General features: G+C 57.3%; 15 protein-coding genes. 6 read left to right on the forward strand and 9 right to left on the reverse strand.

All coding sequences use genetic code 11. The features are described from left to right. Positions 1–19: 19 nt before the first annotated feature. From ACPOL_RS05365 to ACPOL_RS05375, 3 genes are all read right to left on the reverse strand, one after another. Positions 20–1,906, reverse strand: coding sequence for a CRTAC1 family protein (locus tag ACPOL_RS05365; protein WP_114210606.1), 1,887 nt, complete (start codon positions 1,904–1,906; stop codon positions 20–22). A 172-nt stretch (positions 1,907–2,078) separates the two neighbouring features. After that, positions 2,079–3,188: a tetratricopeptide repeat protein gene (locus ACPOL_RS05370; RefSeq protein WP_114206146.1), complete on the reverse strand. Its 1,110-nt coding sequence runs from the start codon at positions 3,186–3,188 to the stop codon at positions 2,079–2,081. Between the two features lie 82 nt (positions 3,189–3,270). Continuing rightward, on the reverse strand, positions 3,271–7,029 hold the full coding sequence (locus ACPOL_RS05375; RefSeq protein WP_114206147.1) for a TonB-dependent receptor: 3,759 nt from the start codon (positions 7,027–7,029) through the stop codon (positions 3,271–3,273). Positions 7,030–7,833: 804 nt separating this feature from the next. Between ACPOL_RS05375 and ACPOL_RS05380 the strand changes: the two genes are divergently transcribed. Then, positions 7,834–9,027 (forward strand): multiheme c-type cytochrome, encoded by a 1,194-nt coding sequence (locus ACPOL_RS05380; RefSeq protein WP_161557220.1) that lies wholly within the window; start codon positions 7,834–7,836, stop codon positions 9,025–9,027. A 126-nt stretch (positions 9,028–9,153) separates the two neighbouring features. On the opposite strand, the gene ACPOL_RS05385 is transcribed toward ACPOL_RS05380, so the two are convergent. From ACPOL_RS05385 to ACPOL_RS35420, 4 genes are all read right to left on the reverse strand, one after another. Further along, positions 9,154–9,894: a YkgJ family cysteine cluster protein gene (locus ACPOL_RS05385; RefSeq protein ID WP_236657251.1), complete on the reverse strand. Its 741-nt coding sequence runs from the start codon at positions 9,892–9,894 to the stop codon at positions 9,154–9,156. Positions 9,895–9,910: 16 nt separating this feature from the next. Continuing rightward, entirely contained in the window at positions 9,911–10,153 is a 243-nt protein-coding gene (locus tag ACPOL_RS05390; protein WP_114206149.1) for a hypothetical protein, read from the reverse strand. Positions 10,154–10,507: 354 nt separating this feature from the next. Continuing rightward, the gene (locus ACPOL_RS05395; protein WP_414633359.1) at positions 10,508–12,808 is read right to left on the reverse strand and encodes an APC family permease; all 2,301 of its coding nucleotides are present in this window, start codon (positions 12,806–12,808) and stop codon (positions 10,508–10,510) included. A gap of 249 nt (positions 12,809–13,057) precedes the next feature. Further along, positions 13,058–13,186, reverse strand: coding sequence for a hypothetical protein (locus ACPOL_RS35420; RefSeq protein WP_275066507.1), 129 nt, complete (start codon positions 13,184–13,186; stop codon positions 13,058–13,060). A gap of 92 nt (positions 13,187–13,278) precedes the next feature. On the opposite strand from ACPOL_RS35420, the gene lnt reads away from it, so the two are divergent. The 3 genes from lnt (at position 13,279) to ACPOL_RS05410 (ending at position 16,607) form a co-directional block, all read left to right on the forward strand. Then, entirely contained in the window at positions 13,279–14,940 is a 1,662-nt protein-coding gene (lnt, locus tag ACPOL_RS05400; RefSeq protein WP_114206151.1) for an apolipoprotein N-acyltransferase, read from the forward strand. A 109-nt stretch (positions 14,941–15,049) separates the two neighbouring features. After that, positions 15,050–16,181 (forward strand): peptide chain release factor 2 gene (prfB, locus tag ACPOL_RS05405; RefSeq protein WP_201759102.1). Its coding sequence is split into 2 segments (ribosomal slippage): positions 15,050–15,118 and positions 15,120–16,181, totalling 1,131 coding nucleotides; the frame shifts between segments, so codons are not numbered across the junction. A 6-nt stretch (positions 16,182–16,187) separates the two neighbouring features. Continuing rightward, positions 16,188–16,607 carry a CoA-binding protein gene (locus ACPOL_RS05410; protein WP_114210608.1) on the forward strand — a complete coding sequence of 140 codons (420 nt, stop codon included), beginning with the start codon at positions 16,188–16,190 and terminating at the stop codon, positions 16,605–16,607. Positions 16,608–16,684: 77 nt separating this feature from the next. On the opposite strand, the gene ACPOL_RS05415 is transcribed toward ACPOL_RS05410, so the two are convergent. Next, positions 16,685–17,110, reverse strand: coding sequence for a hypothetical protein (locus ACPOL_RS05415; protein WP_114206153.1), 426 nt, complete (start codon positions 17,108–17,110; stop codon positions 16,685–16,687). A 288-nt stretch (positions 17,111–17,398) separates the two neighbouring features. On the opposite strand from ACPOL_RS05415, the gene ACPOL_RS05420 reads away from it, so the two are divergent. Then, a complete protein-coding gene (locus ACPOL_RS05420) occupies positions 17,399–19,876 on the forward strand; it encodes an endonuclease MutS2 (RefSeq protein ID WP_114210609.1) in 2,478 nt (825 codons plus the stop codon). A 98-nt stretch (positions 19,877–19,974) separates the two neighbouring features. Beyond that, a complete protein-coding gene (locus ACPOL_RS05425; protein WP_114206154.1) occupies positions 19,975–20,622 on the forward strand; it encodes a cytidylate kinase-like family protein in 648 nt (215 codons plus the stop codon). Between the two features lie 8 nt (positions 20,623–20,630). Here ACPOL_RS05425 and hpnI read toward each other — a convergent pair whose 3' ends face one another. Continuing rightward, a complete protein-coding gene (gene hpnI, locus ACPOL_RS05430) occupies positions 20,631–21,863 on the reverse strand; it encodes a bacteriohopanetetrol glucosamine biosynthesis glycosyltransferase HpnI (protein WP_114206155.1) in 1,233 nt (410 codons plus the stop codon). Positions 21,864–21,910: the final 47 nt, after the last annotated feature.

A 21,910-nucleotide genomic window follows, 5' to 3' on the forward strand; every position in this document is an offset into this window, starting at 1 on the left:
TGACACAAACTGACAGCTGCTAGAGTTTCGGTTTGATTCCCATCAACGTCTCGGCACTCAACACTTTGCCACCCTCCTGAATAATGTAGAGCTTGTTGACCTCGAGGTTTTCAAGAGAGTCTACTTGTCCCGATGGCCAGCGGACTTCGACCAGGTCAACCCGCTTCGCCTGCTCCAAACCGAAGTGGAGCCTGAGATCGTTCTGCGAGTAATAACTGCCGCCGCTGCGGACTTCATCGATCTGCGACAATGGCGCTGCAGTTTTGGGATCAGTCTTGGCGACGACCTTGATCCGGGCGCCGATGCCGGTGCGATTCGATTTAACACCCACGACCTTGATCTTGATCCAGCTTCGATTCCATTCTGAATCGCAGCGTAACAACTGTGGCAGCGAATTCACGCAGTTCACTGCGATATCGATGTCGCCATCGTTATCGTAGTCGCCGAAAGCGCAGCCACGGGCGGGCGCAGCGGCGGTGATGCCGGGGCCGGCCTTCTCGGTAACTTCCTCAAAGCGGTCGTTGCGGAGATTGCGATACAGGTACTTGTGCTCGGCATAGGGAGCTTCCGTCTTGGAACTGGACACCTCCGGATAGACATGGCCATTTGCCACGAAAATATCCAGCCAGCCGTCATTGTCCATGTCAAAGAACCCGACGCCCCAGCCGAGCAGACGCGTATTGACCCCAAGCCCGGAGACATAGGTGTGGTCCTCAAAGGTGCCGTCACCGAGGTTCTTGTAAAGCGAGTCGGTATCGCCGGCGAAGTTTGTCTTGACCAGATCGAGATTGCCATCCCGGTTGTAGTCGCCGACGGCAACTCCCATGCCGGCTTGTGGCTTACCATCGGGAGAAAACGCGGCGCCGGCTTCGATGGCGACGTCCTGGAACGTCCCGTCTTTTTGATTGCGATAGAGAGTCGCCGCAGTCGAGTCGTTGGCCACATAGATATCGGGCCAGCCGTCATTGTCGAGGTCGGCGACGGCGACGCTCAGCGCATAATTGCCGGCGGTGTTCCACATGCCGGCTTTTTCGGAGACATCGGAGAAAGTACCGTCGCCGTTGTTGCGGTATAACAGGTTTTTGCCGCCGGGCAAGCCTGGCGGTCCGCAAGCGACCATGAGGCCTTTGTAGGTGCAGGGGCCGGACTCCGGCAACGGTGCAGTCTTCAGATCGAGATCGATATAGTTGCCAACGAAGAGATCGAGATGGCCATCGCGGTCGTAGTCGAGGAAAGCGCAACCCGAATTCCACCGCAACTTCGACTGCGAGAGACCCGCCTTGATGGTGGTGTCCGTGAAGGTGCCGTCACCGTTGTTATGAAAGAGAGCGTTCTGCCCGTAGTAACTGACGAAGAGATCGTCATGTCCGTCATTGTCGTAGTCGCCTACGCAGCAGCCCTGGCCCCACCCGCTGCGTTCGAGCCCGGCCTTTTTCGTGACATCGGTGAAGGTTCCATCGCGATTGTTTTTGAAGAGATGGCAGGTTGGCTCATGCCCGGCGGGAAAGCCCTCGAGCCTCCAGCCGTTCACGAGAAAGAGATCGAGCCAGCCGTCTTGATCGTAGTCGTAGAAGGCAAGACCGCAGCCGGTGGTTTCGAGGAGGTACTTATTCTTTCCCTCCCCACCGAAGATGGTCTTTGCATGCAGCCCTGACTGCATGGCGACATCGACAAAGCTGATGCCTAACGGAGTTCCCTGGATCGGCGATCGTGCCCCTGGCGGTGGCGGCATCGGTGTGGCCTGGTAGGCAGGTTCGGTGCCCATCGTCTTTGGCGAGGGCGACTGTTGCCCGGCGCGCGCCCAGGGAGGCGTAGCCAGCATCAGCACTTCGGCGAATGGAAGGACAAGGGCGGTGCGGCTGAATGAAGCAAGGAAGCGGCGGCGGTTCCAGTCGGAGGAAGACATCAGATATTCGGAGATGGGACTCGATCTAAGTGCCTTCCAAGTATACTTGGGCAATTTTGGCAAGAGGCGAACGCGGGCAAGATAGACGACGGCTCCAGGGAAGTGCGATGTACACACGTCCTTGAAACGAGATAATCCAGGATGCAAAACTTCGATCAACCTTCTCTCATTGTCAATGAATACCTTCGAGCTTGGGGCCGGTAAGTGAGGGGGCGCTCGTGGCAGGAACAGCCGTGGCGGCGCCGGGAGACGAGTTGGGGAGCTTACCGTTTTGTATCTGGTCTGCTAACTGGGACTCTTTGTTTGCTTCCGCGGTTCTTCCGGTCCGGCGATATGCCTGGCCGAGCAGGTTGTGGGCCAGGTAGTTGCCGGGATCCATGGCGCGCGCTCGTTCGAGATAGAGAATGGCGAGAAGATAGTTCTGCTGATTCAACATTACTTTTCCCAGCAGAATGTAGGGACCGGTGGCGTTCGGCTCGAGCACGACTGCTCGACTGAGCGCTTCTTTGGCTCTCGCATCGTCGCCGGAGCGAACATAGGCATCGCCCAGCCGGTCGTAGAGATTTCCGTTAAGCGGATTCAGGTCGCGTTCGCGATTGAACTCGGCGATAGCTTCGGGAAATTGAGCGCGGGCGAGGGCCACTTCTCCAAGAAGCAGGTGAGCCAGCGGCAGGTCTGGCTGCAGAGCGACCGCCTTGCGAGCAAAATCCTCGGCAACCTTGGGATTTTCCTGCCGCAGCAGCAAGCGGGCGGCCAGGAGGTAGGCGGCGGCGGAATCGGGAGGAAATCCGTATTGCGCGGCGATGGCATGGCGCGAATCATCATAGCGGCCGACGGCGATGTAGCAGACGCCCAGCACATAATTCGGATCGACGTTCTGCGAGGGTATGGCCACGTGAGCTTTCTCGAGCAGCGGAATGGCCTCGGCTGGTTTGCCAAGGCCATAGAGTGTGACTCCCAGCATCTGCATCGACTCGTCGTCGGAGGGATCCTGGGCTATTGCTTTGGCGTAGGCCATCTGAGCGGAGGGCAAGTCTCGTTGCTGATAGTCAATTAAGCCGCGGAGGCGCTCTACTCCGGATGGTTCCGGATTCAGCTTCGCGAGAGCATCCAACTGGCGAAGCGCGTCTGCAGAGTGCCCGGCGTTGAACGCCTTCGTAGCCTCTGCCAGCATTGCGGCGGGCGAGGAGGGGGCGCTTCCCGCAGGCGTGTCTTGCTGCCCGGGTACTGCAGGGACCCAAATGGAGAGCGCTAAGAGGACAACTGGGAATCTACGACGCATGAGAGCGATGTTCAAAGTCTAGCTGAGAAACAAAGAGGGGAAGCACGATGGCTCCCCCTCTTGTGAAACTGAGTACGGTTATTTAGAACTGCACCCGGACCGAGAACTGCAACAGACGTGGTCCTTGTCCGAAATTCGCAGTGCTGCTGGTGACATAGACGTTGCCGGTTCCGGTATCGCCGCCATCGATTGCCTGGGTTGCTCCACCGCCGCCAAAGTTGCCGTTGATGTGATTGAAGGCGTTATATCCGTCAACTCTAAATTGGGCGACGAGGCTCTCGCGAATTGGGAAATTTTTCTGCAGCGAGATATCCGTGTTGAAGAAGTGCGGGCCAAAGGCGGTGTTGCGGCCCCCATTTCCGATCTGATCCAAACCAGGAGCAGTAAACCCTAAGTAGGACGCCGTAGTTAACGGAGTCGAGGTACCGCGGAACAAAGTACGGCGGTGGTTGACTGGATCAAAGCTGCTGAGGTTGATGGGCAGCCAGTTGCCGTGCCCGTTGACATAGCAAGGTGCATCGCCGCCATTGTTAACGGGGATAGAGGCGCTGCATTCGTTATAAGTCAGGGTGAATGGCAGACCACTCGACCAATTCAACACCGGACTAACTTGCCATCCACCGATGATTTCATTGGCCCACCCCGGGATATTCGATGCAAACTTTTGGTTCCGACCTATAGGCAGCTCGTAGACGCCATAAGCAATGAGTTGCTGCTGGCGAATATCGTTGTTTCTCCCGCGGACGGCGCGGCGATCCCAAGTCGCGTAATTGCTGTTGAAATCGATACCCTGCTGCCAGGAGTAATTGCCGGTGAAAGAGAGGCCTTTGGTGAACTGCTTATCCATGTTGATCTGCAGGGCATTGTAGTGGCTGTCCTGATCGTCGCCATAGTAGCTGATTCCGTTGCTCCAACCGCAGGATCCGGCGGGAACCCCGGGCTGAGGTGTGTAGAGAGGGTCCTGACAGGCCGCGACACTTCCGCCATAGAATCTTCTCAGCAGGAGCGCATTGCCGGTCCCGCCGTTCGCGGCGATGCCAGTCGTCACGCTCGGATCATAGTGGAGTGGCTGCCCGGTAATACTGTACTGCGCGGGAAGCGTGATGCCGGGTTCGTTCGGGTTAGTATTGTTGCCGTCGCCGGCGCTGAGAGTATGTGTCCCTTTATTGCCGACATAGGCCACAGTGATTGAAAGGGTCGGGGTGACGGCATGCTGAACACTGAGGTTCCATGCATCGATCGTGGGCAGACGCAGACCGCTTGGTCTCGCCTTGGCGCTCACCTGATATCCGGGTGAAGGCAAGAGGCCGTCAGCTGGCACAGTCGGGAAAGCATTGGCGATCGGGCCGCCACCGGCAGGCTGATTGGCCGGTTGAGCGCAACCCGGGGTGTCGGGACCGAGACAAAATGCGTACCCGGTCGCTCCCGAGGTGGTGGTGATGTCCTGGGCCGCAAGGACTGGCAGGTTTTGAGTGACTACGTGTCCGAAGATTGAGCCGAAGACTCCGAGGTCGAAGCTACGCCCGTAGCCCGACCGGATCACGGTCTTTGGATCCAACTGATAGGCAACGCCGATGCGCGGGTTGAACGGATACGATGCGCGGCTCCAGCCCAGATTGCTGCCAATCTTGCCATAACCGGCGACTCGCAGGTAACCATCGGTCGTGCCGTTGTTGAAATTCAACAGCGCGCCATTGCCTTTCCCGTTGACGGCTTCGGGGAAGTATTCTTCAAGGCGCAGGCCCAGGTTGAGGGTGAGGTTGTTGGTGACTCGCCAGGAGTCTTCCCCGTAGAAGAAGAACCTCTTCTGGAACTCCTTAGCGTTGGTCGATGTACTGACGTAGCGGGTGTATTCGGTAGCCTGCCCGAGAACCAGGGCGCCGAACCCTAAGCCGCCTTGGGTGGCTGCATTTGGGTCGGAAGTCGGCCCGGTGCCGAAGTTGATAAGTCCGGTGCGGTCCGAATCGCTCGGCACCCTAAGGTTGCGGGCATAGCGGAGATCGGCTCCAAACTTGACGGTATGGTTCTTGATGATCTTGGTCCAGTTGTTGACTACCTGGAACTGGTCTTCGCGTTCCTCAAGCGGGCAGTTGCAGCGGTTCACGTTGAGACCAGCGCCGTATTGCGGACCCTGGTCCTGGCTATTGTTCGGGCCACCGGAAGAACCTACTTCCGTCACATTGAACCCTGGTGCGCCGCTCGTGATCGGCTGACCAGCGATGTTCATTCCAGGGATGCCGAGGTTGTCGGCAAAGGGGACGCCCTGGTTGTACTTCGAGTCGATGATGTTGTAACGGTAGTAGCCGAGGCGTACATCGGTGAGCAGCGTCGAGCTGATGGCGAAATCTGCACCGGCCGCGACGCTGTCGTTGGCTCCCGTTGAATTGCCACCGTAGCCGCCGATACCAAAGCCCGCGCCTCCGGCTGCGCCGAAGATGGTGGTACCGCTCAACGTGTCGGTGAATCGGCTGAAGCGCTCGAAGAGGTGGATCTTTTCAGACAGCGTGAAGTCAACGCGCTCGTCCCAAGCGTTGCTGTTGAAGATGCCGGTGCCGCTGGCAGAATAGTTGTTCTTCAAGCCATTGAAGCTTCCGGCCGAGTTAGGCGCGTAGGGCTGCAGAAGCTTGAGCAGACCCTGCGTCTGGGGCGAGATGAGAGCGGCGGGAATGACGTTGCCCGGATAAGGCGTTGGCGCGGTCAGCCCATTGGTCGCATTCGGCTGCTGGTAGACAATGCCTGCGCCAGTTGGAGTTACATTGGCTGCGTATTCGCTGAAATCGCACCCAGGAATGCCGCTCGCGCCGATGGTCTGGCCAAGACAAGTGCTGACCAAGAGCGCCGAGGGCACAGTCACTGTGTTCGATGTGCCTACCTTCTGGCGAAGGCCCTGATAATCGCCGAAGAAGAAGAGCCTGTCCTTGATAACCGGACCGCCGATTGAGCCTCCAAACTGATTTTTCAAGCCGGCAGGAATCAATCCATCTGTACCCGGATGGGCTGCAGTCGGGAATTGGCTGTAGGGGTCGCGCGCCAGATTGGCATTGCTCTCGCGGTAATCGAAGGCGCTGCCATGAAAGCTGTTGGTACCGGATTTGGTCTGGGCAGTAACGATCGAAGAGACTGCCTTGCCGAATTCGGCGTCGAAATTTTGAGTGGTGATCTTAGTATCGGAGATAGCTTCGATGGGCGGGTTGATGACGATAATTCCCAGGATCGGATCCTGGTTGTCGGTACCGTCCAACTCGTAAGCGACGCCGCCGAATGCCTGCCCATCGACTTGGATCTGCCGGCTCGCCTGGGGATTTTCATCCGCAGCGTGGCTCCAGCCGAGTGGCTGAGCGCCGGGCAACAAAAGTTGGATATTGGTGAAGTTTCTATCTCCGACGGGAAGATCGCTAATCGTCTTTGAAGTGAAGATGGTCGAAACGTCGGCCTTGTCAGTCTTAAGTACCGGCACCGAATCCGCATTGACTTCCACGGTCGTGCTTTCGCCGCCGACGGTCAGCTTCACATCAACTTTAGGAGAAGTGTCGGCAAAAACCTGGATGCCCTTTGTCTCCGAGGTTTGGAAGCCCTGGAAAGTAACCTTGACATCGTATGTATCGGGAATCAGGTGCTCAACAGAATATTCGCCTGAGGAGCCGGACTGGGTGGTCACCGCAGTGCCTTTGGCCTCATCGGTAACGGTCACGGTTGCGCCGGGAATGGCTGCCCCCGTGTTGTCAGTCACTGATCCAAAGATCGACCCGAAAACCGCTTGTGCATGGGAAGCGGTGGGAAGGCAAAACATACACAGCATGCCCAGGCATACCGCCAGAGCAGCAGAAAGTTTCTTTCGCATTTCACTAGTCTCCCGAAGGTTGTGCAACGTTACTTAATCTCTCGGCGCCGTGTATCCGGCATGTCGCGTACGACTTTTCGAGAGTGTCAAGCGTGGTCCTAAAACGTATTTCAGAAAATCATATTCGCCAGACCATCCTGCAAGACAACGTTCGGTCCACGAACAGCCTTATAGCAGTACTTCTGAACTTATGACGATTCCGCTGCGAACTATATTGAACCAATCATCTAGCTGTCAAGGTTTACTAATACTGCATCTTGTTAAAGCCACCAAAACGGAGCCTCGAAGCATCGCTCACTATCCTCTAATTGCACACCGCTATGTTTAGGACTACCGTGCGCGGCTGTCAAGCTGAATTGTGTACTTTACCTGCAGCTGTCGCCATAAAGGCACAAGAGGAGACTGCACGCTTTCAGCCGCTTCGTAACTACTTGTTTACTAAATCCATTTATGCACTCTCCAGGCGAGGCAATCTGTATAAATCCAATTCAATACTGCTTTTCAGTTCGCCACCATTTTCGCCATAAGTATTTCATCGCTGCCAGACTGCTTATTCTCCTGAGCATCAGCACTTCGGCGTATTCTGACGCTCCGGACCAGAGTTCGGCGATGCACTTCGATCTAGCACCCCCCTCGAGCAAGCACAATCTTCGATTTAGGGCCATTACGGTATGGCATCAACTGACGATGCACTCGGCGGTGAATATAGGATCCTGACTTTACTCCGTTTACGATGGCTCGGCGGCGAGAGGGTGTGCCGGCATAACGAAATACCAAAAGCACGTTATGCTGAGAGGCGCAACGATGAAGTCAGTCGCCAACCAATCTCTGGTGCTCGTGCTGCTGGCCGCAGCAGGGGTGCTTGCAGCTGCGCCGGTCCTGACAGCGGGCGCGCGCCCGCCGAACACGATCTCAGGCGGGGAGTCAACGCCTTCCCATCTAAAAGAGCCGGGTTGGTGGCCAACTAAGACGGACTCCAACCCTAAGGATTACGCGGGCAGCGAAGCTTGCGCGGGATGCCATGAGCGGGAGGCTGGCACTCAACGAAACACCTCGATGGCATTGGCGGCGTCCAGGGTCATGGACACACAGGTGCTTCGCGCCACCGCAAACATCGTCCTTGATACACCGCCCTTTGTAACGACTATCTCGAGGGACAAGAAGGGCAGCACCTATACAACCACTCGGGGAGGCGAAGCGGTTGCTGGACAGATCCTTTGGGCCCTGGGCAACGGCACAATGGGACGGACCTTCATTCTGGAGTCGGGCGGCAGCCTATTTGAGAGCCAGCTGAGTTATTACACAATGATTCACGGTCTCGACATCACTCCCGGCCATGTCCGTGCCCTACCTGGCGATTTGAATGGAGCTTTCGGTTTGCGGGTGAGTGTCGAAACAGCCCAGAAGTGTTTTGGCTGCCATACGACGATGTCCTCGGTGCGAAGACAGTTCGAACCGGGACACGCCATCCCTGGCGTCACATGCGAAGCCTGTCATGGGCCCGGTGCAAAACACGTAGCCGCCATGCGGCTAGGCAGGGTCGAGGAGGGACGGGCGGCGATCCTTAACCCCAGCAGCTTCGACCCGCAGAAACTGGTCGACTATTGCGGAGCTTGCCATCGTACGACTTTAGATGTCGCGGCGGCTAAGGATTATGTTCCGATCAATGTTCGCTTTCAGCCATATCGTCTGGAGAAGAGCCGCTGCTGGCGCGCACCTGACCCGCGGATCGCTTGCACGGGATGTCACGACCCTCATGAAGAGGTGGTGCATTCGGCCAATGCTTACGATTCCAAGTGTCTCGGCTGTCATGCATTGAAAGCTCCCGCAGCCGCACCATCCTTCGATCACGCTGCGGGCAAGGCTGCAGCATGCACGGTGGGCTCCTCGCAATGCCCATCCTGCCATATGCCCAAATACAGCGTTCCGGCGATGCATGGCTCCTTCACCGACCATGACATCCGCATCGTTCGTCCTGGCGACCCGTACCCTCTGTAACTGCTACTGCCCGGCTGCTTCGCTGCCATGACGGGCACTCTGAGCACAAGGCGTTCAGAACCACCAGGCCTTCAGAGCCACTGGGCCTTCAGAAGTTCGTTTGGAACAGCATTCATTCCGCCGGACTCAAGAGCACGACGGGCGCAACAAGGCGAAAGCCACTACCGTTTCGCCGCGCACTCCATTGTTGCGTTCAGCCTGATCGAGTAATTGCGATTCGAGGTCATCAGGATCGGGCACCATTTCACAAGCGGCGATTTCCTCAGGGGTCGCTCCGTGATAACAGAGTTCGCAAACACCGAGTCCGTCTTCGGAGCGGACGGGGGGCCCGAAGACCCGGCAAGTCATAGGCCGGGATGCATAGAGATCACAGCTTCCAGTCACGGGATCGAGGACGGGACATATCTCATCGTTCGCAAACGATTCGAACTGCGCCTCGGCATCCGGAGTCTGGTTGAGCAGACCAGTAACTGGATCTCCGGGAAAGCCGGGACTGATTTTCTCTACAGACGCGACTGCTCGCTCGCGCACCCTTCGCGCGCGATCAGGATCGGTAGATTCAAGATCAAGCAAGCCTTTTCTCAATCGTTCAGCGTCAAGCTGGTTGATGGCAAAGACTCCAATGCAGCACTGCCAGCATCCGGGTTTGCACACCAACCATGGACCGCTCTTTCGGGCAGCCGCTAACAGAGACGCATCGACGATTTGAAGTAACTGGGAATCGGAGGAAGTTGAATTCGGATTAAGCGACATAGGGCCGAAGAACTCGCGGTTGGGGGCAGCATGATTCAAGAGAACAGCGTCGCAGTTATGCATTGCACGATTGCATTTCTTGGGATCGGGCAAGCCGCCGACCTGCCCGTCCATCCCCTGCCGGGTACTTTTATTTTGCAGCCTTCGTTGCAGTTTGCTTCTTGCGCTCTGCCCAACGGCGCTTCATGGCATCAGCAATGCGTTTCCGTCCTTCGGGCGTCAGCTTTCGCTTCTTTGGTTCGACTTTCGCAACGACGGGCTTTCTTCGGGTTGACGCGGTTTTTTTGACGACATCACCCGCGAGCAGGGTACGGACATGTTGAAGGCGAGCAATTTCTTGATCAAGTTCTGCCAGAATTTCTTTAGTTTCCACAGTCTATCCCTCGTAGTCTTTTAAGTTGGTTCCAGGTATCAACGACCATTAAGTATTTGTTTTTAACTATTTTGTATAAGGATACGTATCGCCGAACAACTTGACAAATACCGCTAGTACCGTTGACCTGCAGAATCGACCAAAGTAAAGTCAACGAGACTCCCCTTCATTACTCATCCATTCAGGAACTTAACAGTTTTGGCGTGGTGAGATAGGTTCAACAAGACGAGGCCGCGAATAGTTGCGGAGGGACGGCGCCACATGGGCGTCCCACTTCAATTGAATTAGCGTTGCAGAGGCGAGTGGACCGGACGCGAAGCTTCAAGAGATGATGCAAGGCTTCAAGAGGTACGTCTATAGCGGATCTTCGGGACCGTTGGGTGGTTTAGGCGCACGGATTGCATAACCGGTCCGGGCCTCGGACGACGGTGCGGCCGTCAAGCTTGCAGGTTTACTGCCGTCAGTTGCGTAGCGGCGAAGATTCTTCAGCGTCTCCTGCTTATCGCGCGCATACTCTGTGGCCAGGCGGGTCAAGGCATAGGTCACGATGTCGCTGTGATGCAAGCCTTGCATATCTTGTTCGCGACGGAAGTTCAGCCACAACCTATGCACGAGCTGGACATCGTCTGTCTGTAAGGCCGGCGCGTGTGGCCCGATGTTAAAGGCTTCGGCGTCGCCGTTGGGCATCACGATGTAGAAGGTAAACTGCCGCTTGGGCTCGGGCAGCGCCTCCCATGCGTGGCCCATATGGAAGGCCTGCTCCTGTGCCGTCAATTTGCTCGACAGACCAGAAACGACGGCGGAAGCTTCGAGCGAGTTAGCCGTCTGCACCAGGGCCGCAAAGACGTCGCCTGCGGGAACGACCAGCAGAGAAATGTGTTTGCCGAAGCTCTCTGCGACAGAGACTGCTTTAGTAAACAACATTTGTTCGTGTTCACTGAAAGACTGGTCTGAGGCTTCTAGAAACTCAGGACCACCGGCGCCCATCATGCGCGCGGTAAGCACGACGATGTCCTGCTCATCGGTATTGGTTCGGGAGAGCGCCCACTTTAAAGCAAAAGGATTCACGGCATCGCGCATCGTGACCATGACGCTTCCGGGATTAATCTGGAGCGCTTCGCGGCTGATAGTGTCTTCGTGCTCGAGCTGAAAGTGCTCCTTCATCTGGCGCTCGGTCGAGGCGTGCTTCGCCTTGTTGCGGTGTTCCGATATCGAGAAGATCACGAAGAATGCTGCTGCGAATGCTATTCCGCTTTCCGTGGCGACACTCTTCGTAAACAAATTCACGATGGCGATGGAGAGCAGCACCATGAACACCGAGATCAGTCCGATGGGGACTTCATGCTTCCCTATGTGAATGTTGGGTGGCACCTTCCAACCGCGCTCTCCCTTGTACTTCCAGCGGAGCACTAACATGGCAAGGCTGTTAAAGGTGAAGCTCCAGATCACGCCAAAGGCATACGCCTCGCCCAGCGTAATGACGTTGCCGCGAGTCACGATGATGGTGAAGAGCTGAAAGCCCGCCACCAGATTGACGATCCGGTAGCTGGTTCCGAACTTCGGGTGAGGGCGGCGAAACCAGTCAGTCAGCACACCGTCCTCGGCGACTCGCATCAAGACACCGGTAGATCCGATGATCGAGGTGTTAATGGCTCCGGACAGGATCAGGAAACCTACGATCACGACAAAGACCCGGAAGATAATGCGGAGCACCTCAGGGCCGACCATGTACATGGCAAGTCCGGCGATCAGATTATCTTGATAGACGTGGGTCCGCGGATAGTCCGGAATCAACATCACGGCGAGCAGCGATGCCATACCAGTGAAGATGAAGCTGTAGATTGCAATGACAATCGCAGCTCGCTTGAGATTGCGAAGCTTCGGGTGTTCAATCTCGCGATTGACCTGAGCGAGCGATTCCTCGCCGCTCATGGCCAGCACGGAGTGGCCGAAGGCCATCAGGATACCGAAGAGTCCGAAGCCGGCAGTGAACTTGATGTTCTTGAGGAAGCCAAGCGAGTCGGTCGAGAAATGTAGATTGGACGGAATCGGAGGCGGCGGCAGTGTGGCGCCATTATGAAGCGCGGAGAAACAGCCCCAGCCGAGGAGGATCACCACCATGACGGTGGTAATCTTCATGACGTCTAGCGCCTTGTCGCTGGACTCCTCGATTCCCTTGATGTTCAGCCACCAGTAGTAGAGGGTGACGACGATCGCGAAGACTGCCGAGGTCGCATTCATGGGCAGCTGCGGCGCCGCATGCCCGGCGGCCAACATGGCGTCAGGCAGCCAACGATGATTTGCGGCAACCGTCATTAACTCGTTGAGCAGCCCGGTGATGTACTGGCCGGCGGAGACGCCCGAGATAGGACCGGTGAGGATGTAGTCGAACATCAACGCCGAAACGCTCAACTTCGCGAAGGTGCCGCCGAGCGCTTCTTTGACCACGCGGTAAACGCCGCCCCGGGTGAACATCGAGCAACTCTCGACATACACGGCCCGCACCGCAAAGGAAAAAAGCATGACGCCCAGGATGAACCAGGGGGCGGCTTTGCCGACTGCCTGCTCGGCGATACCGCCGGCATAAAAAGCCGAAGAGCCAAGATCGTTGAGCACGATCGCGGCAGCCCGCCAGAAGGAGATAAAGGTAAGCATCACCGAGGAGGCCACGACCAGGCGGACTCGGTTGGATGGATTGGCTAAGGGTCGGTCTACCGGCATGGTTTGAGGTATGAAAACGTAATTCGAGGAGCTTCCTGGATTACGATCCACTGCCAGGACGCTCAGCGCTGAGTCTATGTCCGATTGGCCGCAGCGTCAATCGTTAAAGCGTCAAACTACAAGCTGAAAAGCCTCAAACAAGAAGCTGAACAGCCTCAAACAACAAGCTGAAGCGATAGCCGTTCACTCGCCAAAGAGCTCGTATAAATCTTCCACAAAGCTGATTGCCACGACGACGGCGGATCCGATCATTCCGATCAGAAACGTCGCGCTCAGCAGGTGCATGGCAAAGTCAATAATTGGATGATTCATCGAATTCCATTCTACAGCCCGGCGGGATTTGAAACCACATCCCGTTTTGCTTCGCGGTGAGAGCAAGGTTGAGATGGTAGACTCACGGCGGAATGCCCAAGTTTTTTGCCCATCGTTTGTTGACGAATCCGTGGATCTGGGGACTTCTCTCCGCGATCCTCCTAGACCTTCCCTTTCCGGTTGCCGGTCCGATGCCTCCATGGAGAGGGGCGATTTCCTGGTTTGCGTTAACGCCAGTGTTATGGGCGCTGCTGACTCCTGACAATGTAGCGCGGAAGGATTACCTTCGGCGGAGCGCCCTGGGCGGCTATATCTGCGGGGTGGCCTGGTATTTGCTTAATTGCTACTGGATCTATGCCACCATGCATACCTATGGGGGAATAGGCCCGCTCGCCTCCGCTGGGATTCTGCTGCTTTACAGCCTGGTACTCGGACTCTACTTCGGAGTCTTTGGATTTCTGGTGGCTCTCGCGCGTCAAGCGTCCGGCAAGACGATATCAGTGTTGCTGCTCGCGCCGATTTTCTGGGTGGCTCTGGAGTTCGCTGCTTCCCGCATCACCCAGGTTCCGTGGGACCAGCTGGGCTACTCCCAGGTAGATAACTTTGTGCTGATCCGGCTCGCTCCGTTCACCGGAGTTTATGGCATTTCATTCATCCTGATGCTGGGCAACGCGATGATCACCATGGCATTGCTGGCCTGCCCGGCGGGCCGCCGGCTTCGACTCGGCCTGGCCGCGCTGCTCTTCGCCGGCGGTCTGCAGCTTGGCATCTTTTTGACGCCACCCCCTTCGCCGGTCGTCGCCACGGCGGTTCTGCTGCAGCAGAATCTTGACGTTACCTATAGCAATGATTGGTCGGGGCCGGAGTGGGACAGGCACACCGCTGAATTCGAAGCGATGAGCCTCAAGGCGTGCGGGCCCTACTTTGCCGGAATGCCGGAACCTCATCCGGTGCTCATCACTCCTGCTTGTCCGACGCCGTCTCCGCTCCCGGATCTGATTGCGTGGCCGGAGTCACCATCGCCCTTTCGCGAGGCCGATCCACGCTTCCAGAGATTGATGGCCGATCTCTCCAATAAAGCAAAATCGCCGGCGGTGATCGGAAATATTGGCGTCTGGCAAAACGGCGCCAAAACTGAAATTTTCAACTCCGCGGAGTTTGTCGCGCCGGATGGCCGGTTTCTCGGCCGCTACGACAAGATTCATCTAGTACCGTTCGGTGAATATGTTCCTTACAAGGGCCTTATCTCATTTGCCGGCACTCTGACGCAGGGAGTGAGCGATTTCTCGCGCGGCGGAGTGCGAAAAGTTTTTCGCTCAGACGGGCATACCTTTGGAGTGTTCATTTGCTATGAGGCTGTCTTTGCGGATGAAATCCGCCACTTCGCGAGGAACGGCGCGGAGGTCTTCGTCAACATCTCCGACGACGGATGGTACGGCGACACCAGCGCGCCGTGGCAGCATTTCAACATGGCGCGGATGCGGGCGATCGAGAATCATCGATGGATTTTGCGCGCCACCAACTCCGGCGTCACCGCCGCCGTCGATCCGTTGGGGCGAGTGACGCAAAGTGCGCCGCGTCATGTTCTTACCTCCCTGGCAGCCGGTTATGGCTATCGCAGCGATGTCACCTTCTACTCCCAGCATGGCGACGTCTTTGCGATCCTCTGTGCCATAATCGCAATAGCTGCTGCGGCGTGGTCGCTTCGTCATATCAACGTCGAGCGGCGGCAGGTTGTCCTTCATCCGAAGTAACGATCTGGCATGCGAAGTAACGATCTGGCAAGCGAAGTAACGATCTGGCAAGCGAAGTAACGATTGGCAAGAGAAGTAACGATCTGGATTTAAGACAGGCTATTTTCATATGTTGAACGAACTCGAATTCGCTTACGCTCCCATTCGCGAAAAAGTCGTTGGCCTGCGGGAGTATCTTTGACCCGGCCAAGCTACACCGCGATCTAGCGGCCCTCGAAGTCAAACTTTCTGACCCAAATCTCTGGTCGAATCCCGCACAATCGCAGCCGCTTATGCGCGAACGCAAGCGCCTCGAGGCAATGCTCGCCGACGATGCCGAACTGGCGCGCCGCAGCGGCGATGTGGATGCCTATTTCGAGCTGGCACGGGAAGGCGAGAACGTCGAAGCCGATCTCGAGCGGGACATTACATCACTGAGCGGGTTTGTCGAGGCGATGGAGACTCGCACCATGCTCTCCAGCGAGACCGACCCGCTCAATGCGATCCTTACCGTCCATCCGGGCGCGGGAGGAACTGAATCGCAGGACTGGGCGGACATGCTGTTGCGGATGTATCTTCGCTGGGCCGAGCGCCAGGGTTTTAAAACCGAGATCAACGACTATCAGGATGGCGAAGAAGCCGGCATCAAATCGGCGACGATCACCATCACGGGTGAATTTGCCTTCGGACAGCTTTCCGGAGAGACGGGGATTCACCGGCTCGTTCGCATCTCCCCATTCGATCAGGCAAAACGGCGCCATACCTCATTTGCGTCGGTCTTTGTCTCGCCGGAGATCGATGACTCGATCGAAATCGACATTAAGCCTGACGACATCCGGATCGATACTTACCGTTCCGGGGGCAAGGGCGGCCAGCATGTGAATACGACCGACTCTGCGGTTCGTATCACCCATATTCCAACCAACATCGTGACGCAATGCCAGAATGAGCGCTCGCAACACAAGAATAAAGAGAAGGCGATGAAGATGTTGCGTTCGCGACTCTATGAATTTGAGCTGGAGAAGAAGCGCGAGATCAGCCGCAAGCTGGAAGACTCCAAGCTGGACATTAAATTCGGGTCGCAAATCCGCTCTTACGTTCTCCAGCCGTACCGGATCGCCAAGGACCATCGCACGAAAGTTGAATTTGGTGATGTCGACAGAGTTCTGGATGGATATCTGGAGCCCTTCATCCGCGGTTATCTGCTCATGCGGCGGGATGGCGGCCCCTCGGGCGTGGATGCATCTGACGATCTGGAGTAGATGCTCATGAATGAACCGGAAACCATACGCGAGATTCTCGAAAATACCAAAACCATTGCCGTCATCGGACTCTCCGATAAGCCTGAGCGCGCCAGCTATGGAGTATCGAAATTTATGCAACAACAGGGTTATCGGATTGTACCCGTCAATCCTCAGGCGACCTCGGTGCTTGGCGAACCAGCCTACTCGACGCTGGAAGAGGCATTTACCGCAAATGACGGCCAGATCGACCTGGTGAATGTCTTTCGCGCATCGATGTTTGTGCCGGAGATTGTGAAAGACGTCATGCGCTTGAAGATACCGCGGCTGTGGCTGCAGGAAGGCGTCTGCCACGAAGAAGCGGCCGGCTGGGCTGAACATGCGGGAATCAAGGTGGTGATGGACCGCTGCATTCTGAAAGATCGCATGGCTGCCGGCTGGCGCTGACTGCGACGCAAGGTAGGAGTTGAGACATCCCCACAAGCCCCGTGGCTTGATGGGGACTCTGCATTCTCCTTCGGATCTTAGGGAGCGGTGACGGTCTCGTACTCGAGCGCCGACTGGGACGGGAGTAAGACCCATAACGTGTAGATGCCGAGGGCTGTCCCGAATGGGGGCTTGATCAGGGTCAGGATGCTGACGACCAGCGCCAGAGTGCGCGCCCAGCGCTCACGGCGCAACAAGCCGATCCCTACGAGAATCCCGAACCCTGACCGCAGATACACGAGGATTGTGGCAAAAGGCAGAATCCAGCTCATCGACAGGGGTAAGGGAAAGTCGCGATGATTGAAGTTGTGCAAGCTATGCCCAAAGAAATGGCTGAGGAACGGCATCGCCACCAACCAGGCAAGCAGGCCGAAGAGGGAGTAGAGCAGCCATAGAATACCGAGCGTCTGAATGTGCCGGTGGACCCGGGTGTAAAGGCCGAAGACCTGGGGGGCTGTCTGCATGGCAGGCCTGCCGCATTGGGCACAAACCGGCTCATTTGGGGCGATCGGTTGACCACATCCGCTGCAATACATCAAGCACCTCCGACTGCCGTCCGCCGCTGCTTGCTTCGACGCGAGTAACTAGGGACGCGAGTAACTGGGACGAGTAACTGGGACGCGAGTGATTTGGCCAGCGAGTGTCTGTGATGCGAGTGACTGTGACGCGAGTGACTGGCCCATCAATAGAATCTACGCTTGGATGAGTCGGCCGGTTCCCTTCCGGCATGCTCGCCACAGTACCATAGACGAGTGCCCTTCTTGAATCCCATCCCGTCGCCGGTTGGCGATTGCAGCGCTGCCACTCTGGAGTGGCCACGCTTTCTTGAACTGCTGGCTGGTTATTCCCACTCCCTGGTAGGGCGCCAATGGGCAGTCGCTCTGCAGCCCTCCACCGATGTCGAGTGGCTGCGCCGCGAGCATGCGCTGGTGGGCGAGATGCGCCGGCTGCTGGCGCAGCACCTGTCGATCGCGCTTGGTTCCCTCTTCGATCCGACCACCCTCCTGGACAAATCGCGCATCGAGGGCGCAGCCCTGGAGCCGGAGGAGATTCGCGACGTACTGAACCTGGTGGACGATGTCACTGCCTGGCAGGCAGTCATGGAAACTCCACCGGTTGCGCTCGATGGAGAACTTCCGGAGTTGACCTCGCTGAGTGCTCCGTTGATGGACTCGGATTTGCGGCCACTGGTCCAGTCATTGCGTTCACGCATGCTGCCGGATGGCTCGCTGGCTGACAACGCTTCTCCTAACCTGAACCGCATTCGGCGAGAGATCGAGCGGCAACAGCGGCAGATTGAGCAGAGCCTCCGGCAGACGATGCGGCGGTTATCGGAGGGCGGCGGTGTTCAAGACGAGCTGATCACGATTCGCGGCGAACGCTTTGTCATCCCCATTAAGACCGAGTCGAAGCGGCGCATTCCCGGGGTCGTTCATGGGGCGAGCTCGAGCGGACAGACGGTATACATCGAGCCATTGGAAACGATTGAGCAGAATAATGAACTCGTTCGCCTGTACGAGGAGGAACAAGCCGAGATCCATCGTATCTTTCTGGCGATGACCCGGCAGATCGGCTTGCAATCTCGAGTGATCGGGGAAGGCGCTGCGATCCTGACGGTAGTGGAGTCGCTGGTGATTCGGGGGCGATTTGCGGACGATTTTCAGTGCATCCGCCCGCGCTTTGGCGACCCTGCCGAGCTGCTGGAGTTGCGACTGGTGCAGGCACGGCACCCCTTGCTTGAAACTCGATTGCGCAAAGCGGGTGGCAGCATCGTTCCCATCTCCATTCAGCTCACCAGCGACGAACGGCAGTTAATTATCAGTGGACCAAATACCGGCGGCAAGACGGTCGGGCTGAAGACGACGGGACTCCTAGGAATCATGGCGCAGGCCGGCATTCCAGTTCCTGCTGAAGAGGCGGTCTTCCCGCTCTTTCACGAGTTTCTTGCAGACATTGGCGATTCGCAGTCGATTGAGCAAAACCTCTCGACCTTCTCCGCCCATATTGTCAACTTGAACCGCATCGCCGGACTGGCGGGGCCTGATTCGCTGGTTCTGCTGGACGAACTCGGTTCGGCAACCGATCCTGAGGAGGGTGCGGCGCTGGCGGTCGCGATCGCCGAGCACTTTCTTCATACTCGTGCCTGGTGCCTGATTTCAACCCACCATACTTCGCTAAAGGTCTATGCCGCGAACACCCCGGGGGTGATCAATGCGGCGGTAGGGTTCAACGAACAGACATTGGCTCCGACCTATGAACTGCGCCAGGGGGTTCCGGGTGCTTCCGCCGGCATCAATATCGCTGGGCGGCTGGGATTGAATTCGGAGATCATCGACTCTGCCCGTTCGCGGCTGAACACCCAGACCCAGGACATCGGGCGCTTTCTGGATCAACTGCATGCCCAACTCGAGTCGATCACCAGCGAACGGGCAGCCCTGCGCATCCGCGAGCAGGAAGTTGCACGGGAAAAAAACCGGCTCGAGGTCGAAGGCCTGAAGGAATGGCGAACCAAGGTCCGCGACATGGAAGTCAAGCTACAGTCGCTGCTGAAAGACTTCGAGTACCAGATGCGGGAGACGGTGCGCGCGGTCGATGACCGGGCAGCGCAACAGAAACTTTCGAAGGATGCGGAGCGACGCATCGCCAAGCTGCGGCGCGAGTTCAGCGAACAGTTTAATTCTTCAGTGGTCGCCGCCCACACCGGTGCCGACCGCGGCGATTCCCATGCCCAGCCGCACATTGTGAAACACGTAGCCGCGGGTGATTCGGTCAAATTGAAGTCCCTGGGAAAGACCGCGGTCGTCCAGCGGCAGGTGGATGACAACATCTTCGAAGTAGCCATAGGACTGATGAAGATGCGGGTGAATCGCGAAGACATCGCCGAGGTGGTGCGCAATCCGCAGACCAGTCAGCCGACGATGTCGCCGCTGCAGGCTGCCCGCAAGCGCGGCGTTTCGATCTCGGTCGCCGAGCCGGACGAGAACATGAACTGGGAGTTGAACGTCATCGGCCGGAATGTGGACGAGGCCACCGACGAGGTTCAGAAGTTCCTCGACCGGGCATTCCTGGCGGGCTTGCCGCGGGTCCGCATCGTGCATGGGACGGGCATGGGGATCTTGCGTAAGGCGCTTCGCGCTTACCTGCAGAGACATCCCCAGGTGGCTACCGTCTCTGAGCCTCCGCACAACGAAGGCGGAGCAGGGGCCACCGTTGCAGAACTAAAGTTGTAGACCGGAGCGCAATATTCTGTCTGGATTTCAGCGCGACCTGATGCTAGCATCAGCGGCATCGGAGTAACTTCCGTAGATATCCCATCGGCGGGGCTTTTATGATTAAGGTCATCACCGTTGAACGCGAATATGGAAGTCAGGGCGCCGCGTTCGCGCACCGTTTGTCGGACGCGCTGGGCTGGAAGCTCATCGACAGCTGCTTGATCGACGAGATTGCCCAACAAGCTGGAGTTGCCAAGGCTTCAGTCAGGAAATGCGACGAACAATTGGATCCCTGGTATTACCGGCTGGGCAAAGCATTCTGGCACGGCAGCATCGATCGAATGCCGGCGCCGTCGGAGAACGGCATCTTCGACAGCGAGCGAATGAACCAGCTGGTTCGCGAATATCTTCATAAGGCCGCCGATCAGGGTCACTGCGTGATCGTTGGACGAGGGGCGGCGTGTGTGCTGACGAACTATCCGGGCGCCTTCCATATGTATGTTTACGCCTCCAAGAAGCGCAAGCTACAGTGGTTTCAGAGCCAGTTTCCCGACCGGATGCACGACGCCGAGCGCGAAATGGAGGAGACCGATAATCGACGGGCTGAGTACGTACAGCGTTTCTACGACCAGGACTGGCAGAACCATCGGCTGTACCATTTAATGATGAATTCCTGCATGGGCTTCGACGCGATGTTGAAGGCGACGATGGAAGCCACCGGGCTAGCGGCCTCGTATGCCTCTGAAGCTATGACGGCGAGGTAGAAAGCCTTCTACTCGGCCTTGACCCTGGCTGAAGGACGGGAGCTTTCTCCGGGAAAGGAATCGACGTCGGTCATCACCCGGGTCATTTTTCCGCCTCGGATCACGAACTCCTGTCCACGCCACTCGACCGTATTTCCAGCATAGCTCCAAGCCCAGACTGCAAGCGCCACCAAATCCCTGGCTGGGAGCAGCCAAAGATCCCGGACCACCTGGCGATCTTGAAGAAGCTCGCCACCGATCAACAGGGCAACGGACACGCGTGCGGCCAGTGCGATGCTCAGAAGAGCGAAGCTCTCCACGCTGGCTCCGGACGTGGCCACATTCAATATCGCCCAGGCCAGGCCGAAGGTAAAAACTGTCCCAAAATAGCCTCCCGGGCGAGCATCGCGCACGGTGCGCGACCACCGCATCTGGTGTGCCCAGAATTCTCGAAAGCGATACGCGGGCACCGAGGTTTCGACAGTCTCGCGGCTGAGCTTGATCTCGAATCCCTGAGTGGCGATTCGTGCGCCAAGCTGATAATCGTCAGCCACACAGTCTGCTAAAGGCAGGAGCCCGCCCACGGCATTGAGCGCCTCACGGGAGACAGCGAGTGTGGACCCCAGTCCAAATCGAATCCCTTTCTCGAGATAGCGGGCAGTCAGGACGTTCGGCGCGAAATCGGTAGCGATCCCGAGGGCCTCCATGCGGGAGCCCAGGGTTCGGTGGGCCTTGCCGCGATAGAGCGCTGTCACCATTCCCACCGGTCTGCCATTTTGGCTCGGGTCCTTGAAGTTTGCCATGATATTTCGCAAGTAGTTTGGGGAGACGAGAATGTCGCTGTCGCTGATCAAGATGTGACCGAAACGGGCTTCCGGTAGGGTCTGCACCAGGCTGCTGACTTTGCCGTTGGTTCCCAGGGTCTCAGGGCAGAAGACCAGGCGGATGGAGCGGTCCGGGAAGTCTCGCTGCAACTGTTCGACCGCGGCAATGGCTGGATCATCCGAACTCCCGATGGCAAAGAGGAGCTCGTATTGGCCGGGATAATTCTGATGACAATGACTGGCGAAGCTGGCGTACATCTCCGGATCGAGGCCCTTGACCGGTTTGAGAATGCTCACTGGCGGATAGAAGTCCGGCAGCGGCTTCCGGGCGGCCCTGACGAAGGCGCGCGCGCTCCAGATTGCAAGCACGGAGAATCCGCAGCCTGCAAAGGCAAGCAGGGTGGTCAAGAAGGAAACAAGCGTGGAGAGCGCAGGCATGAGCTAGATCGATTCTAGGTCATCCTCACTGGAAGCTTCGGCGATGA

The sequence above is a fragment of the Acidisarcina polymorpha genome (assembly GCF_003330725.1).
Classification (GTDB): Bacteria; Acidobacteriota; Terriglobia; order Terriglobales; family Acidobacteriaceae; genus Acidisarcina; species Acidisarcina polymorpha.

Bases quoted from the DNA above. Each gene is read 5' to 3' on its own strand.
- ACPOL_RS05365 (WP_114210606.1), bottom strand. From the start codon at position 1,906: ATGTCTTCCTCCGACTGGAACCGCCGCCGCTTCCTTGCTTCATTCAGC.
- ACPOL_RS05370 (WP_114206146.1), bottom strand. From the start codon at position 3,188: ATGCGTCGTAGATTCCCAGTTGTCCTCTTAGCGCTCTCCATTTGGGTC.
- ACPOL_RS05375 (WP_114206147.1), bottom strand. From the start codon at position 7,029: ATGCGAAAGAAACTTTCTGCTGCTCTGGCGGTATGCCTGGGCATGCTG.
- ACPOL_RS05380 (WP_161557220.1), top strand. From the start codon at position 7,834: ATGAAGTCAGTCGCCAACCAATCTCTGGTGCTCGTGCTGCTGGCCGCA.
- ACPOL_RS05385 (WP_236657251.1), bottom strand. From the start codon at position 9,894: ATGGACGGGCAGGTCGGCGGCTTGCCCGATCCCAAGAAATGCAATCGT.
- ACPOL_RS05395 (WP_414633359.1), bottom strand. From the start codon at position 12,808: ATGCTTACCTTTATCTCCTTCTGGCGGGCTGCCGCGATCGTGCTCAAC.
- ACPOL_RS35420 (WP_275066507.1), bottom strand. From the start codon at position 13,186: ATGAATCATCCAATTATTGACTTTGCCATGCACCTGCTGAGCGCGACG.
- lnt (WP_114206151.1), top strand. From the start codon at position 13,279: ATGCCCAAGTTTTTTGCCCATCGTTTGTTGACGAATCCGTGGATCTGG.
- ACPOL_RS05410 (WP_114210608.1), top strand. From the start codon at position 16,188: ATGAATGAACCGGAAACCATACGCGAGATTCTCGAAAATACCAAAACC.
- ACPOL_RS05415 (WP_114206153.1), bottom strand. From the start codon at position 17,110: ATGCAGACAGCCCCCCAGGTCTTCGGCCTTTACACCCGGGTCCACCGG.
- ACPOL_RS05425 (WP_114206154.1), top strand. From the start codon at position 19,975: ATGATTAAGGTCATCACCGTTGAACGCGAATATGGAAGTCAGGGCGCC.
- hpnI (WP_114206155.1), bottom strand. From the start codon at position 21,863: ATGCCTGCGCTCTCCACGCTTGTTTCCTTCTTGACCACCCTGCTTGCC.